Origin of the sequence: Flavobacterium sp. KBS0721 (assembly GCF_002007065.3) — a bacterium.
Taxonomy (GTDB): Bacteria; Bacteroidota; Bacteroidia; order Flavobacteriales; family Flavobacteriaceae; genus Flavobacterium; species Flavobacterium piscis.
The window spans coordinates 142,478-158,900 of the sequence record NZ_CP042170.1 but is presented as its reverse complement, the minus strand read 5'-3'; the positions used below and the strand labels follow the sequence as shown (position 1 = coordinate 158,900).

Here is a 16,423-nt window from a genome sequence, read left to right as displayed (position 1 = left end):
ATTTTTAAATAAAATTAGTGTAATTGAATTCTAAAATTTAAGGGTTTTTATAATTCGTGAATTCGTGGCGAAAAAAAATAGTCTAAATGACAGATGAACAAAAAGCTGTAAAAGCTACTATATTTAGTATAGTTGGGAACACCTGCTTAGCCTTGGTAAAAGGTTTGGCAGGTTTTTTTGGCAATTCTTATGCCTTAATTGCAGATGCGATCGAGTCTACTGCAGATATATTTTCATCTTGTTTGGTTTTGTTCGGAATCAAATATTCTAATAAACCGGCAGATGAAAACCATCCTTACGGCCACGGTCGTGCAGAGCCTTTAATTACCTTTTTGGTTGTTGGATTTTTAATTACCTCGGCCACAATTATTGCGTACGAAAGTATTTCAAATATTCAAACTCCTCACGGATTGCCAAAATCATGGACATTGTATGTTTTGGGTGTAATCATTGTTTGGAAAGAATATTCATTTAGGCTGGTGATGAAACGAAGTAAAGAAACTAATAGTTCTTCTTTGGCGGCCGACGCTTGGCATCATCGCAGTGATGCTGTTACCTCAGTCGCCGCATTTATTGGTATCTCGATTGCGTTGATTATGGGAAAAGGCTATGAATCAGCAGATGATTGGGCGGCACTTTTTGCTGCTTTTTTTATCTTATATAACAGCTATAAAATTTTCAGACCTGCGCTTGGAGAGATTATGGATGAAAATTTGAATGATGATTTAGTTGAAGAAATTCGTGTAAAAGCATTAACTGTGCAAGGAATTTTGGGAACCGAGAAATGTTTTATCCGTAAAGCGGGAATGAAATATCACGTAGATCTTCATGCCATAGTTTCGGCAAAAATTTCAGTGAAAGAAGGACATGATTTGTCTCATAAATTGCAAGATACTTTAAAAGAAAAAATTCCTCAATTGGGGAATGTTTTGATACATATTGAACCGGATGATTATCATTGATTCTGAGGTTCAAAGGGGCAAAGGTTCAAAGGTGCTAAGGTTTTGAATCTAGAAAAAAATCCGTTTATTCTTTTTTTAAAGAGTAAGCGGATTTTTTTATAGATAAAGTTTGTCACTTCGACGAAGGAGAAGTCACATAAAGTAGATCACGTCACGTAATTTCTCTTTCGAATGACAAAATTGACAATTTGATGGTTTATTCGAAATGATAATTAAGAAATTCCATGCCTGAATTGAAACTTTGTATTAATTCTATTTTCTTTTCTCTTCTCCATTTTTTTAATTCTTTTTCTCGAGCAATTGCTTCTTGGATCCAAACAAATTTTTCATAATAAACTAGAAATTCTATAGTGTATTTTGAAGCGAAAGTTTTGTTTCCATTTCCTAAATTGTCTTTATGTTGTTGTAATCTTAATTTTAAATTGTTAGTTACGCCGATATAAAAAGTAGAACGATATTTATTGGTTAAAATGTACACATAATAGGAATGAAATCCTTCTTGTGGATTAAACATAATTTTAATGTTTTTATAGTTTTTTGTCACTTTAAACAAAGCATATGCAGAAGTTACTTTGTATGAACTTCTTTATGTGACTTCTCCTTCGTCGAAGTGACAAGATTGTCTTTAATCTAATCAAGGACATTCAAAATCTTCAACCCAAAAACAACTCCGTTTTGTTCAATTCCACCTTGATAAGAATGAACATAATCCACCCTGAACAATTTAAATTTTCCGAATCCAAGATTGTCTAAACCAACCGTTAATTCAGTATAAGGTTTTCTATCCGGAATGGCCAATGAATGAAATCCAAGATTCATGGTAGATTTTAAAAGATTCAATAGCGGGATTTTATTCATGATAAATCCGGTATCGTTGTGCTCTAAATGCATCTCAAAATAACTGTCGTTTGTGCTGTTAGCGTAGTATGGCATCAAATTAAAAACATTCAAATAACGATCGCTTGTTCCTATATGAGTTTGGTTTCCGTTAAAATGTCTGTAATCTATAAACGAAATATTTTCGGCATTAAAGAATTTTCCTGTTCTAATATTCATTCCCAGAGTTCCCTTGTTACCTAATGATAAATCGTAAACAACAGAAGCGCCAATTCGTTCAAACTCGTATTTTTTTTCACTGACAGCAAATGCTTTTTCAAATGCTAAAAATACTGTTGGATATTTATCATTTTTAATGTTATATCTTCCATCAGGTCTTGAAATGTATTTGTTGCCAAAATTAATGCGGGTACTTATAGCGGCCTTAAATAAATGATGCTGATTAAAAGCCGGTGTTGTAAAATCATTTGGTGGCACCGGATTGTTTGAAGAGTAGATATCATCTTTTTTAAAGAAAGAATAATCTGTGGTATTAAAAAGAGGTTTTCGCTGTTCATAAGCTACTTTTCCAAACAAATTCACGCCATTTAGAATGTTTTGCGAATAGTTAATCTGAGCATATTCAAGGTTGTATAATTTCATATAATTGTCTTTAAAAAATAAAGAACTTACAGAATTGACCAGCTTCGTTATAGGTTCGAAACTATTAAACTGTGTGACCTTTGTTCCTCCGGAAACTCCAATGGTCGCAAAATTCAGGTTATTGAATTTATGACTGAATTCACCAACAATGCGAAAACGCTCATCCGAAAAACCGTAGTTAAATGTCGTACTTATCGAAGTGCTTTTTCCTTTGTCTTCATCCCATTTTCTAAAGGAAAAGCCAGAATCTAAATTAAATCCCTGAACGGTATTAAAGCTTAAAGAAGCAATGTTTAATAATCCTTTGTAATCAAAAGAATATTTTTTGAAAGTGTTTTTATAATCATAACCCATTAAAATATCGGTGACTTTAAACTTATTGTTTTTTGCATCTACAGAATCGATATATTTTTGAGATTTTCTAATGGTTTGCAGACTATCCTTTTTAGTATAATCTGTGCTTTCTTCGATCGTTAGCGGAATGGGTCTGATCTGGTTCCAGAAAGCATCATCTTTTTTGTTGGCATTGGCTTCAAAGGCAACAATTTCATTTCCAAATGTTTTCTTCTCAAACGAAGCCGGAAACTCGTAATTAGAATACACATAATTAAATTTTCCCGAGAATTTTACGCCAAAGATACCGGCATTAAAGTCCAGTGTTTGCGCATTTTTTGTCCAGATTTTATTTTTTGTATTGTAACTAAAGCTTTGTTTTAAGGTCATCACTTCAGTAAGTTCATTCTTCATGCGGTACCCTTTTATATCTAAATCCAGGGCATAAATGGCAAAACTATCGTCGACAATATAAATGTAACCTTCGAAAACAGGTTCTTTATCACGTTTGGGAATTACCTTAATTTTGTAAATCTGCTGATTGTTATCATCATAAAATGTCCCTTCGAGTTTGTACTTGTAATAACTAAAAGCATTATCAGCAATAGGAGAGATGAGCTTGACATCAAAGTCCAGCGTGTTGTCGTAAAAGTCATAAGTAGAGAGCGAAGCAGTATTGTAACTATATCCTTTATTATTTCCCGAAATTTTAGAGGCAATAATCTTCTCTTTTAATTTGTCGGGTTTTTCAAAAATAATTTTAGAAATAGTTTCAGACAAGTACAAAATTCCGCTTCCGGTTGAATCCAGATTGGATGCCATATCTTGTCCCAGATCTACTTTTTTGCCCAGAATTTTTTTAGGCAAATCCTTAACTTTAAACATTCCTTTCGAATAAAAATCAGCTGTATATCTACCGGTTTTGTCTGAGTTGTCTTTTTTTTCTGCTATAGCACTTCTTATAATAGCATCAGCAGGATTTTTTTTAGGATCAATTACAACTTCATTTAGAGCAAAGCTTTCTTCAGGCATTTTTACATCTAAAACAATTGTTTTTGAATCTCCCGAAACGGATATCTTTTGAGTTTTAAAACCTAAATATTGAAAAACGATTTTATTTTTACCAATTTCCTTGACATTTAGCTGATATTTTCCTTGTTCGTTCGAAGTGGTTCCGCTATAAGTGTTTTCTTCAAATACAGAAACAAAAGGCAGCGGATTTCCTTTTTCATCCGTTATAGTTCCCTTTATTTGGGCGAAATTTGAAATTGAAAAAAATAAAAAGGCAAGTAAAGTATAGTTTTTCATGAAATAGGTTTCTCTAACAAAAATAGAATAAGTTAAAAATGAGCTTATTAAAAATTTGTTAAATAAAAACCTATAAGAAATACTGAATAGCGAGATTGTAACTTTTGAGTCCAAAACCTAAAATTACACCTTTTGCATTGCCTGATAAATATGATTGGTGTCTGAAACTTTCACGGGCATATGTATTCGAAATATGTACTTCGATTACTGGTGTAGTTACCGCCTTAATAGCATCTCCCAAACCTACAGAGGTATGTGTATAAGCGCCGGCATTCAAAATGATTCCGTCGTATGTAAAACCAAATTCCTGAATTTTGCCAATCAGTTCGCCTTCGATATTACTTTGATAATAGGACAGTTCAATATTTGGATACGTTTTTTGCAACGTTTCAAAATAATCTTCAAAAGTTTGACTTCCGTAAACTTCCGGTTCTCTTTTTCCTAAAAGATTTAAATTGGGTCCGTTGATTATAGCGATTTTCATATTTAAGTTATTTTGAAAATATTAGATTTTTTTAAACCATATAAGTAATATAAGTTCATTTAATCTAAGTTATTGTATTGTTGATTTTTTAGTTGATTGATATTGCAATTGATTTTGAAATTGCCATTGATTTTTGACATTGCAATTGACATTGACATTACCATTGAACTTGGTAAAAATAAAAAAACCGTTCTAATTAATAGAACGGTTTTTGTAAAAGTATGTGATATATTTTTTAGAACATGAATCCTGCTGAAATCTGGAATACAGAATTTTTAACATCAGCATTTTTAGAAGCTTCTGTCAATCCTAAACCATAACGTCCTTGTAAAAAGAAGTTTTCGGTAAGTTTTACTCCCAATCCGGCATTTACACCAAATTCAAAAGTTTCTCCGTTTTTAACATCAAAATCATTTTTCTCACTAACTAGGAAAGAAGCTTGTGGACCCACTTCTAAACTAAATGTATTATTTAAATAAAATTTAGCCATTACAGGAATAGAGATATATCCTAGCTCATTTTTAATATCCTCGCTCACGTCATCAAATTTATAAGATGCACCAGTTGTAGAGTATAAAAGCTCTGGCTGAATAGAAAATTTGTCTAATAATTTTACTTCTGCAACAAGACCTGCGTGGTAACTTGTGATACCTTCTTTATCAACGGAAATTCCATCAAAGTTTCCTCCAGTTTGATTTGCAAAGTTAACCCCTGCCTTAACTCCAATTTTTAATAATTGAGCCTGAATTGTAGCTGATGTTGCCATAAACAAAACAGCTGCTAAAATTATCTTTTTCATAAAAGTGTTTTTTAAAATTTGGTATTTTTTAACGTTATCTATAAGTCAAAACTACATTTTTTTGATTTTATTGTTTTATATATTGCTTTAAATAATTAATAAAATTCGCACTCATTTTTGTTTTTTGTGTTTCTTATTTCGTGTTTTTGCCTTTAATCCTTTGTCTTTCAGTTTTTTGTTTCGTTATCAATTGTGGCTTATTTTAATACTTTTCAGTCTTATGATGGACTTTTTTTAACAAGTATAAGATTAGTTTTACGAGATAATAATAAATAAAAATTGTAAACATGAAAAAAATTATTTTAGCTGCTATTGCAGTAATGGGATTTAGTTTTGCTAATGCGCAAACTGGAGGATTTTCAAAAGGTGATGCTTTTATTTCGGGAGCTTTAAATGTAGGTTCTCAAAAAACTGGTGACGACAAGACTAGCGGATTTGTTATTGAGCCTAAAGTAGGTTACTTTGTAACTGAAAATATCGCAATCGGAGCTAAATTAGGTTTTGGTTCAGAGAAGGACAATGATTACAAAGATAATTCATTTACAGCGGGAGCTTTTGGTAGATATTACTTTACTCCAGCTTCTCAGTTTTCTATTTATGGTCAGGCAGGTATTGACTTTACTAACCACAAATACAAACCAAGTGATGCAAAAGCTAATGAAATTGGAGCAAATTTAGGTTTAGGTTTAAGTTATTTCTTATCAAACCATTTTGCAATTGAAGCTACTTGGCTTGGTGTAGGTTATAGTGTAAATAATAACGGAGGACATGGTGCTGAAAAAACAAATACTTTTGGTTTTGGTACTGATTTAAGAGATGTAAGCTTTGGAGTGGTTTACAAATTCTAATCTGGAATTACAATAATTTTGAAAAGCCTTCCTAATTTAGGAAGGCTTTTTTTGTTTAGAATTGTTTAATTTAAAACAAATTACAGAGTCTTCGTTTGCTTTTAATGCGGTTAAGTGTCTAATTACCACTTTCTTTGTTAAATTCCAAATAATTTTTTGTGAAGTATATTTTTATATTTGATTATTAAATTTAATCAAAACAAATTAAAATGAAGAAAATTATTTTAGCTGCGATAGCAGTAATGGCATTTGGATTTGCTAATGCGCAACAAACGAGATTTGGAATAAAAGGAGGTCTTAACATGTCAACTGTAGTTGGCGGAGATGTTGATAATACTAAATCATTAGTTGGTTTTCACGTGGGAGGTTTTGCGGAAATTCATGTTGTTGAGAAATTTTTTATACAACCAGAACTTTTATTCTCAACTCAGGGAACTAAATTTGATGGTCCTTTAGGAGAAGATTACGATACTAAGCTGAACTACTTAAATATTCCGGTATTGGCTAAATATTATATCGTAGATAAAAAATTTAGTGTTGAAGCTGGACCACAGTTAGGTATTTTATTGTCTGCTAAAGTTGATGGTGAAGACATTAAAGATTTTACAAGGTCAGTAGATCTTGGTTTTAATATAGGAGCAGGATATAATTTTACAGATAATCTTTCAATTGGTCTTCGATATACTCTTGGTTTATCTCCTCTTTCTGATAAAGATATTGATAATGAAGATGATTATTATGATAGTGCTAAAAATAGTAACCTTGCGTTATCTTTAGCTTATAAATTCTAGGATCACTATAAAAAAGATTGAAAGCCTTTCTAGTTCAGAGAGGCTTTTTTTTGTAAGAAAAAATCATTTTTAATAAGATTTTGCGCCTAGTTACTACAAAAAATGTTAAAATACAAATAATTTTTTGGTAAGTATATTTCTATATTTGCCTCGAATTAATTTAACCAAAACAATTAAAAATGAAAAAAGTTCTTTTATCTGCAGTTGCAGTTATGGCATTTATGAGTGTTAGTGCTCAAGAAACAAGATTTGGAGTTAAAGCTGGTGCAAACTTAGCTACATTTACAGGAGATGTTGAAGATGCAAAATCTTTAGTTGGTTTTCAAGTAGGTGGTTTCGCTGAAATTAAATTGACTGATAAATTCGCTATTCAACCTGAGATCTTATTCTCAACTCAAGGAGCAAAAGAGGAAGGAAGCGATATTTTTAGTTCATATGAAAATAAAGTAAATTTAAGCTATTTAAATGTTCCTGTAATGTTTAAATATTATGTTGCAGAAAAATTTAGTCTTGAAGCTGGACCACAAATTGGATTTTTACTTAGTGCTAAGTCAAAGTATAAGGAAACTGTTGATGGTGAGACATATTCAGATGATGTAGATGTAAAAGATGCTTTTAAATCAATTGATTTTGGAGTAAACTTTGGTGCTGGATATGATTTTACTGAAAATCTTTCTGTAGGATTGCGTTATAACCTTGGCTTGTCAAATATTGCTGAAACAGAAGAAGGTAGTGATGCAAAAGTTAAAAACAGTGTTTTCTCTTTATCTGTAGGATACAAATTCTAATCAAATTAGATAATTTCATATTTAAAAACCTTCCTGATTCAGGAAGGTTTTTTTATTTATAGGAAAATATCTAATGTATTTATTTTTATTATAAAAAAAAACTTATAATTGTATAATATTAACTTAAAAAGTAATTACATTATGAACAGAAGTTTTAAATTATCATTATTTAGTTTTTTTTATTTGCTAGCTCTTTCCAGCTGTGACAATCAAAATGAAAATGTTGATCCAACAACTAAGAAAAACAATGAATTAAAGGTTGAAAATTTATATGATGCAGATTCAAATCTTAAAAGAGAGTTTGGAAAAGCCTTAGTGAAATCGTTGAACGAAAGTAAAGCATTACGAAATTTAATTAAAAATGAATCTCTAAAAATGTTTGATAATGATTACGATGTTTTGTATCAAATGATTAAAGATGAGAAATTAGAAAATAATTTAACATTCAGGCAAATTCTAATAAAAAATCTTGGTAGTGAAGCTCTTTTAAATCAGATTGAAATTAATAACCCAACATTGACAATTTTTGTTCCTGAATTGCCAGAGAATTCTTTTTCTGCTGAAATATGGGATACTCAAAGTCAAATTCCAGCAGTTGCAATTAGACTTACTAAAAGCAATGATGTACCGATAATTAATTTAGATGGCAGTGAAGAGGTTTTAGAATCTCAATATATTCCTGCATTTCCTGTGATTGTGATAAAAGATAATGAAAGGATGATTGTTAGTAATAACAGTAATAGTAAAAATATTAAAACAAATAGAGTTGCTAATATTAATGGAGTTGATTATAAGTTTTTAGATGATTGTTTTGATAGCTCTAAAAACTTGAAAAACGAAACTTCAAGAACAGTGGCTTTTGCGTCTTTAGATTCTAAAATTGTTACTGCTTATAATACTTATACAGCAGTCAATGTTGATGGGTGGCAAAGAGATTATATTTATTATGGAATTACACCAGACAATCCAATAGGCCCATTTAAATATGATTTTCAAGAGTCTCTTAGATCATTTAGGTTACAAGGAGATCCAACCGCAGCATATGATAAAATTGCTGATCAGACAGGGGATCCTTATTTGAAATTTCAGACATTAATTCCTAGAAGTAAAGCAGTTGCTACTATTTCTGCATGGGCTGGTGGAAACTTTGAGTTTAAAATTCGGGTAATTGTTAATGGTAAGAATGGAATTGGTTCAGAAATAATTAAATATTTTAGTGCAAAAGTTAGTGATTTGTTTGAATACAATATTGTAGAATATTCATATTCAAGATTTCAAAGAAATATTACGGGCTTAAAAACTGTAGATTTAAATATTCCAATTTTTAATTGGGATTTAGATCAGTATGCTTCTACAATTAAAATAGATATTGAAGAGGTAGATTTAACTGAAACAACTATTTTAACAGAATCAAGAAGTGTTGAGTTTGCGTCTAATTTTAGTATAGAAGCAAGTGGAAGTTTTTTTAAAGAATTAGTAAAAGTAGGGCTTAAGTATGGAACAAGTCAAAAAGTTGTTAAAACAAGTACTGTTCAGAGAACTTTTACCCAAGGAAATGATTTGCTTGGTGATGTAATTGTCAATTTTGCAGATAATGTTATTATAGGAACGACTGGATCAACTTATACAACGAGAGAATATAATTCCGGATTGTATTCTATAACCGTTGAACCAACAAGAGTTCAATAAATTTTATTTTTGGATTTAAAACCTTCCTGATTCAGGAAGGTTTTTTTATGCCCAAAAATGTTTTACTTTGTAAGTATGAATTGGAACCGGTATATCAAAGATTATCAATCGTATTTAAGGATCGAAAGAGGGCTGTCTAAAAACACCATCGAAAATTATGGTTTTGATATCGAGCGATTGTGTCTTTTTTTAGAAACAAATCAAATTGAAGTTTCTCCTTTAAAAATAAATGAAGAAACAATACAGCAATTTATATACGCGGTTGCAAAAGAGGTGAATCCTCGATCGCAGGCGAGAATTATTTCGGGATTAAAAAGTTTTTTTAATTATTTGGTTTTTGAAGATTATAGAAATGATAATCCGCTTGAATTAATCGAAACGCCCAAAACAGGCCGAAAATTACCGGATACTTTGTCTGTACAAGAAATTGATGCGCTTATTGCTGCCATTGATTTAAGTTCTAACGAAGGCGAGCGAAATCGCGCCATGCTGGAAACCTTATACGGTTGCGGACTTCGGGTTTCTGAACTCGTTTCGCTTAAAATTTCTGATTTGTTTTTTGATGAAGGTTTTATAAAGATTACCGGAAAAGGAAACAAAGAACGTTTTGTTCCCATAGGAAAACTGACGCAAAAATACATGCAGATTTATCAAAAGGAAGTTCGTGTAAATCTAACGATCAAAAAAGGTCACGAAGATACCTTATTCCTGAACCGAAGAGGGAATCAGCTTACACGAGCCATGATATTTACGATTATCAAAGATTTGGCTGTAAAAATCAATTTGCATAAAAGCATTAGTCCTCATACTTTGCGCCATTCATTTGCTACTCACTTACTTGAAAATGGAGCCGATTTAAGATCGATTCAATTAATGTTAGGGCATGAGTCTATCACAACTACCGAAATTTATGTGCATTTGGATCGAAGTTTTCTAAAAGAAGTAATGCATTCCTATCATCCTCGAAAATAATTTTTTTGCTCTGACAAGTCATTTTAAGTGAAAATTTAATATATTGTGATGTATTTTCTACTAAAAGCAGATAAGATCGACAAACAGCACTTTTATTGTTTTAAATGTTATTTTGATCACTAAATTTAAGTAAAATAAGTAGCATATGGTTTTTGATTTATATGGAAATGAAGATTGCTTAGAGGTGAATAATTTTTACAAGAAGTTATTTGCAGAAATGCCCGATTTGCTTTTTCAGTTTATTATTGATTGTGATAACAATTATACTTTCCCCCTTGTCAGTAAATCTGCTGATGAAATTTTAGAACTTAATACAGAAATGTTTTTAAGTAATCCGGAACTTATTATTTACAATAGAATTTTTCCTCAGGATCAGGATATTTTTTTTCAGTCTTTAGTCAAAGCAAGAAAAGAGATCAAACCCTGGAATATTGAGTTTAGAGCTGTTTTGCCCAAAAAAGGATTGCGTTGGTTTAAAATTTCTTCTAAAACAGAATTGTCTTCAAATGGCTGCGTGAGTTTTTACGGGCATGTTTCGGATATTACAGTATTAAAAGATAAGGAAGAAAAGCTCCGTTTGTCCGAGGAGCGTTTTCAGTTTGCTTTAGAAGCCTCAACAGCCGGAATTTGGGATTGGGATATGGTGACCAATAATGTTTTCTATTCTTCTTTATCGCTTAAAATTTTAGAATTAGATTCTTCGGATATTTTTGATGACCCCGAGCGCTGGGATAAAATTGTGCATCCCGATGATCTGCCAAAATACTATTCGGATATTCAGGAACACTTTGATAATAAAATTCCGTATTATGAAAATTATCATCGTGTAATGACTTCCAGTGGTAATTATAAATGGATTCTGGATCGCGGAAAAGTGATTAAACGGGATGAAAATGGAAAGCCGTTACGCGTTATTGGTACACATACTGATGTTTCCTTACAAAAGGAAAAAGAGTTAGAGCTTTTAAAAACCATGAAATTATACAGTGATCAAAACAGCCGACTGGTGAATTTTTCGCATATCGTTTCGCATAATTTAAATACACAGGCAGGAAATATAAAATCGATTTTGGACTTTATTGATGCCGATATCGAACGCCAAACCGTTAATGAAATGCTAGAGCATTTAAGAACCGTTTCTAACGATTTGAATGATACTATAGCCAATCTGACTCAGATTGTAAAGACACAAAGCAATATAAATATTGCTGTTGTGCCAGTAAAACTTTGTGAATATATCGACAAAACGATTTCGACTATCAAAGGATTTGATAAACAAAAGAATGTTACGATAATAAATAATGTTCCTAAATATTTGACAATTAATTTTAATCCGGCTTATATGGAAAGTGTGTTGTTGAATTTTGCAACAAATGCCATTAAGTATGCGCATCCTGAGCGGGATCCTGTTATTGTGTTCGATTTTTCGATTGAACCCGAAGGGCATAAATCATTAAAAATTACAGACAACGGATTAGGTATCGATTTGAATGTATACGGTGATTTATTATTTGGGATGTATAAAACTTTTCATAAACATCAGGAAGCCCGAGGAATTGGTTTGTATATAACCAGAAATCAAATTGAGGCTATGAAAGGAACTATTTCTGTAGAAAGTGAAGTTGGAGTAGGGACTAGTTTTAAAATCATCTTTAACGATATTTAAAATCCTAAATTGATATAAATAATAAAGGCTATCTGTAGAAGATAGCCTTTGTTGTTTTATAGAATGTTGAGATTATTTAGCGATATTAACTGCTCTTGTTTCTCTAATTACAGTAACTTTTACCTGACCTGGATAAGTCATTTCGGTTTGAATTTTTTGTGAAATTTCGAAAGATAAGTTGGCTGCGTTGTCATCAGAAACTTTTTCGCTTTCTACAATTACACGTAGTTCTCTACCGGCCTGAATTGCGTATGCATTTTTTACACCGCTAAAACCGTACGCTACTTCTTCAAGATCTTTCAAACGTTGAATGTATGAATCTAAAACCTGACGTCTTGCTCCTGGTCTTGCACCTGAAATAGCATCACAAACCTGAACGATAGGAGAAAGTAATGATTTCATTTCGATCTCGTCGTGGTGAGCTCCAATGGCGTTGCAAACTTCTTCTTTTTCACCATATTTCTCAGCCCATTGCATACCTAACAATGCGTGAGGTAAATCACTTTCAGTATCCGGAACTTTACCAATATCATGTAGTAAACCTGCTCTTTTAGCCAGTTTTACATTCAGGCCTAATTCAGCTGCCATGATACCACAAAGTTTAGAAACTTCTCTTGAGTGTTGTAATAAGTTTTGTCCGTAAGATGAACGGTATTTCATTCTACCAACTACTTTTATCAATTCTGGGTGTAAACCGTGAATTCCTAAATCGATAACCGTACGTTTACCAACTTCGATAATTTCGTCATCGATTTGTTTGGCTGTTTTAGCTACAACTTCTTCAATTCTTGCCGGGTGAATACGTCCGTCAGTTACCAATTTGTGCAATGACAAACGTGCAATTTCTCTACGAACCGGATCAAAACAAGAAAGTATAATAGCTTCCGGCGTATCATCAACAATGATTTCTACTCCCGTTGCAGCTTCAAGCGCTCTAATGTTACGACCTTCACGACCAATAATTCTACCTTTTACATCATCAGATTCAATGTTAAATACAGAAACGCAATTCTCAACCGCTTCTTCTGTCCCTACTCTCTGAATAGTGTTGATGATGATTTTCTTCGCTTCTTGCTGAGCTGTAAGTTTTGCCTCTTCAATAGTATCCTGAATATGAGACATGGCTTTACTTTTAGCTTCAGCTTTTAAACCTTCCACCAATTGTTCTTTTGCTTCTTCTGCAGAAAGCCCTGAAATAACTTCAAGTTGCTGCAATTGACTTTTGTGTAATTTGTCAACTTCAGCTTGTTTTTTATCTAAAACTTCAATTTTGTTATTGTACTCGTTTGTTTTAGCTTCAAAATCGTCGTTTACTTTTTTGGCTTTCGAAAGTTCGTTAGAAATTTGAGATTCTTTGTCACGAACTCTTTTTTCTACTTCGGCTACTTTTTTGTCTCTGGCTAAAATAACTTGTTCGTGCTCAGATTTTAATTCAATGAATTTTTCTTTTGCCTGAAGAATTTTATCTTTTTTAATGTTTTCGGCTTCTAAATTAGCATCTTTTAAAATTGAAGAAGCCTCTTTTTTTGCGTTCTTGATTAGATTAGAAATATTGCTTTTTTCGATAATTTTAGCTATTGCAAAACCTGCCGCAATCCCTATAATACCTGAAATAATGATCGTTATTATGTCCATGTTTGTTAAAATTTATATATAAAAAAAGCCTACATTAATTGCTTGAATAAACTCGTAAAGACAAGTTTTGAGCTAACTCACTGTTCAAGTTTCCTTGCCGAAGCATGGCATACTATAGTAGCGAAGATTCACTCACTTTAATTTGTTAGTGTTGAGTTTACCAATTGTGAACTAATGTAGGCAGTATCTTAGTTTCTGTAAAGAACGTTTAATTTTCGAGATATTGATCTAATAGCGAATTTAATCTTTTAATTCTTTCGATGGTTTCTTCTCCATCGATTGCGTTATCAATTTGTTTTTGTTCTACTTGTGATGCAAATTGCAAAGCACACATAGCCAGAACATCTTGTTTGTCACGAACCGCGTAACTTTCTTCGAATTGCTTGATCATAGCATCAATTTTTTTTGAAGCACTTCTAAGTCCTTCTTCCTGAGTAGGTTCTACCGTTAGCGGGTAAACCCTGTCTGCAATTGATATTTTAATTCTTAGCTTTCCGTCCATGTCTTTCTAGTCTGATAGTTGCGCTATACAGTAATCAATTTCGCGAATTAATGAATTTATTTTAAGCTTTGTCTCTCTCTTGTTATTGTCGCTGCCGAGCAACGAATTGGCTATTTTAAGTGTATCATATTGCTTCTTCAAAGCCTCCATTTCTTCAGATTGTTTCTGGATAATTTGCGCAGCTTTGGCTAGTTCTAATCGTAATACCTGATTATTTTTTTCTAGAGCTTTTGACTTCTCAAAAAGCTTTTCGACTTTATATTCAAGAGTATCAATTATTTCTGCAATTACACTCATTGTAAATCCTATTCATTACTTAATCATACAAAGTTAGTATTCCTTTTTATTAATGCAATTTTTTATCGATTTTTTTACATTAAAAATAACCAATTAAATGAAATTCAATCAATTGTATTTTTGTAGCTTTTTACTCGGTTTTGGCTTCTTATTTTTTTATCTTAGCAAAAATGTTGCTTATGAAATTCTCACTACTCACCTTATTTTTTTGCCCTTTTATTTTTGCTCAGACGCAATATCCAAAGAATGATTTTCGTGCTCCGCTTGATATTCCGATGCAGCTTTCCGGTAATTTCGGGGAGTTAAGGCCCAATCATTTTCATGCGGGATTCGATTTAAAAACCAATCAAAGAGAAGGTTTAAGTGTGCATGCAATTGCTGATGGTTATGTTTCAAGAATAAAAATCTCAACTTTTGGCAACGGAAAATGTATCTATATTACGCACCCGAACGGATATACCTCAGTTTACGGACATTTACAAACTACTGTGGATGAAATTCAGGAGTATGTAAAAAAAACACATTATAAAGAAAAAGCATACGAAATCGAAATGTTTCTGAAACCAAACGAATTGCCTGTTACAAAAGGACAGATAATTGCGCTTTCCGGAAATACAGGTTCTTCTGAAGGGCCGCATTTGCATTTTGAAATTCGGGATAGTAAAACAGAATTTGTAATCAATCCACTGTTTTTTGGATTCGATAAAAATATTAAGGATACCCAAAAACCCACGCTTACGAGTTTATATGTTTATCCTTTAGATAATGCAACGGTCAATCAGTCGAAACAGCCTTTGCTGGTAAATATGACGCTTCAAAAAGACGGAACTTATTTGGCAGGAAAAGTAAAAACAAACGGAAAAATTGGTTTTGGAATTAATGCAGTTGATAACGATGATGTTTCTCATAATAAAAATGGGGTCTTTAATGTATCCGGTTTTTTAAACGGAAATCAAAATTATAATTATCAGTTTAATACCTATTCGTTTGACGAAATGCGTTATATCAATGCTTTTATTGATTATTCGAGATATAAAAAGACAAGTCAGCGTATTCAAAAGCTTTTCATGAAAACGCCTTTTGCTTTAAGTATTGTTAAAACAGATTCAGAACGCGGTATAATTTCGGCTCAACCCAATCTGGCTTCGACGTATAGAATTGAAGTTTCTGATTATTTTGGGAATCAAAATTCAATTACAGTTCCAATTGAATACGATACTGCAACACCGCTTGTACAGGCGGAACCTGTTATGTCGAAATATTTTATTAAATATAATAAGGACTCCAATTTCGAGAAAGATAATATGTCAGTTTTCTTTCCCGCAGGAACTTTCTATGAAGATTTTAATATGAATTTTGATGTAAGGAACAATAAAATTTATATTCATGATGATACGGTTCCGGTACATTCGAACTTTACCATTACTATTAAAGATACTGTTTATCCTGAATCTTTGCGTGATAAATTGTATATCGGGAAAGGTACCAGTTATAACGGAACCATTAGAAAAGGAGATGTTTTTACTGCAAAAGCTAAAATACTGGGCCAATACGGTTTGGTTCTCGATACAATTGCTCCCGTCATTAGGATTGCAAAACCTGTTGAAGGAAAATGGATAAGTGACCAGAAAAAAATCGATTTTACCATTAGCGATGCTGCATCCGGCATAAAATCATACAATGGATATTTAAACGGAAACTGGGTTTTATTTGAATATGAAAATAAAGCAAGAAGAATTACGCACACTTTTGATAATGAATTGTTGCTGGATGGAGAAAATGTTTTAAAAATAGAAGTGATTGATAATGTGGGTAATTCTGCTATCTTTGAAACTCGTTTTTTTAGAAGTCAACAAAAATAAAACCAAAG

Annotated in this window: 15 protein-coding genes; 8 read left to right on the top strand and 7 right to left on the bottom strand. The window is 32.1% G+C overall.

Going from position 1 to position 16,423, the window contains the following annotated elements; translation table 11 throughout:
- Positions 1-86 precede the first annotated feature (86 nt).
- Positions 87-962: a cation diffusion facilitator family transporter gene (locus B0M43_RS00780; protein WP_078005848.1), complete on the top strand. Its 876-nt coding sequence runs from the start codon at positions 87-89 to the stop codon at positions 960-962.
- Between the two features lie 196 nt (positions 963-1,158).
- Here B0M43_RS00780 and B0M43_RS00775 read toward each other — a convergent pair whose 3' ends face one another.
- From B0M43_RS00775 to B0M43_RS00760, 4 genes are all read right to left on the bottom strand, one after another.
- Positions 1,159-1,476 (bottom strand): GIY-YIG nuclease family protein, encoded by a 318-nt coding sequence (locus B0M43_RS00775; RefSeq protein ID WP_078005847.1) that lies wholly within the window; start codon positions 1,474-1,476, stop codon positions 1,159-1,161.
- Positions 1,477-1,592: 116 nt separating this feature from the next.
- On the bottom strand, positions 1,593-4,082 hold the full coding sequence (locus tag B0M43_RS00770) for a DUF5686 and carboxypeptidase regulatory-like domain-containing protein (RefSeq protein ID WP_078005846.1): 2,490 nt from the start codon (positions 4,080-4,082) through the stop codon (positions 1,593-1,595).
- Positions 4,083-4,152: 70 nt separating this feature from the next.
- The gene (gene aroQ / locus B0M43_RS00765; protein ID WP_078005845.1) at positions 4,153-4,566 is read right to left on the bottom strand and encodes a type II 3-dehydroquinate dehydratase; all 414 of its coding nucleotides are present in this window, start codon (positions 4,564-4,566) and stop codon (positions 4,153-4,155) included.
- Between the two features lie 235 nt (positions 4,567-4,801).
- Entirely contained in the window at positions 4,802-5,365 is a 564-nt protein-coding gene (locus B0M43_RS00760; RefSeq protein WP_078005844.1) for a porin family protein, read from the bottom strand.
- Positions 5,366-5,652: 287 nt separating this feature from the next.
- Between B0M43_RS00760 and B0M43_RS00755 the strand changes: the two genes are divergently transcribed.
- The 6 genes from B0M43_RS00755 to B0M43_RS00730 all read left to right on the top strand — a co-directional run bounded on the left by B0M43_RS00755 (position 5,653) and on the right by B0M43_RS00730 (position 12,119).
- The gene (locus B0M43_RS00755) at positions 5,653-6,213 is read left to right on the top strand and encodes a porin family protein (RefSeq protein ID WP_078005843.1); all 561 of its coding nucleotides are present in this window, start codon (positions 5,653-5,655) and stop codon (positions 6,211-6,213) included.
- Positions 6,214-6,422: 209 nt separating this feature from the next.
- Positions 6,423-7,004, top strand: a complete 582-nt coding sequence (locus tag B0M43_RS00750; RefSeq protein WP_078005842.1) for a porin family protein — start codon at positions 6,423-6,425, stop codon at positions 7,002-7,004.
- 179 nt (positions 7,005-7,183) lie between these two features.
- Positions 7,184-7,792: a porin family protein gene (locus tag B0M43_RS00745; RefSeq protein ID WP_065451070.1), complete on the top strand. Its 609-nt coding sequence runs from the start codon at positions 7,184-7,186 to the stop codon at positions 7,790-7,792.
- Between the two features lie 141 nt (positions 7,793-7,933).
- Entirely contained in the window at positions 7,934-9,481 is a 1,548-nt protein-coding gene (locus tag B0M43_RS00740) for a hypothetical protein (RefSeq protein WP_078005841.1), read from the top strand.
- A gap of 75 nt (positions 9,482-9,556) precedes the next feature.
- Positions 9,557-10,453, top strand: coding sequence for a site-specific tyrosine recombinase XerD (xerD, locus tag B0M43_RS00735; protein ID WP_078005840.1), 897 nt, complete (start codon positions 9,557-9,559; stop codon positions 10,451-10,453).
- A 145-nt stretch (positions 10,454-10,598) separates the two neighbouring features.
- Positions 10,599-12,119 (top strand): PAS domain-containing protein, encoded by a 1,521-nt coding sequence (locus B0M43_RS00730; RefSeq protein ID WP_078005839.1) that lies wholly within the window; start codon positions 10,599-10,601, stop codon positions 12,117-12,119.
- A 72-nt stretch (positions 12,120-12,191) separates the two neighbouring features.
- Here the strand turns inward: B0M43_RS00730 and rny are convergent, their stop codons facing one another.
- The 3 genes from rny to B0M43_RS00715 all read right to left on the bottom strand — a co-directional run bounded on the left by rny (position 12,192) and on the right by B0M43_RS00715 (position 14,553).
- Positions 12,192-13,754, bottom strand: a complete 1,563-nt coding sequence (gene rny, locus B0M43_RS00725) for a ribonuclease Y (protein WP_055091880.1) — start codon at positions 13,752-13,754, stop codon at positions 12,192-12,194.
- A 208-nt stretch (positions 13,755-13,962) separates the two neighbouring features.
- Positions 13,963-14,256: a cell division protein ZapA gene (locus B0M43_RS00720; RefSeq protein ID WP_041516860.1), complete on the bottom strand. Its 294-nt coding sequence runs from the start codon at positions 14,254-14,256 to the stop codon at positions 13,963-13,965.
- A gap of 6 nt (positions 14,257-14,262) precedes the next feature.
- A complete protein-coding gene (locus B0M43_RS00715) occupies positions 14,263-14,553 on the bottom strand; it encodes a hypothetical protein (protein ID WP_065451073.1) in 291 nt (96 codons plus the stop codon).
- 179 nt (positions 14,554-14,732) lie between these two features.
- Between B0M43_RS00715 and B0M43_RS00710 the strand changes: the two genes are divergently transcribed.
- Positions 14,733-16,415, top strand: coding sequence for a M23 family metallopeptidase (locus B0M43_RS00710; RefSeq protein WP_078006160.1), 1,683 nt, complete (start codon positions 14,733-14,735; stop codon positions 16,413-16,415).
- Positions 16,416-16,423 lie beyond the last annotated feature (8 nt).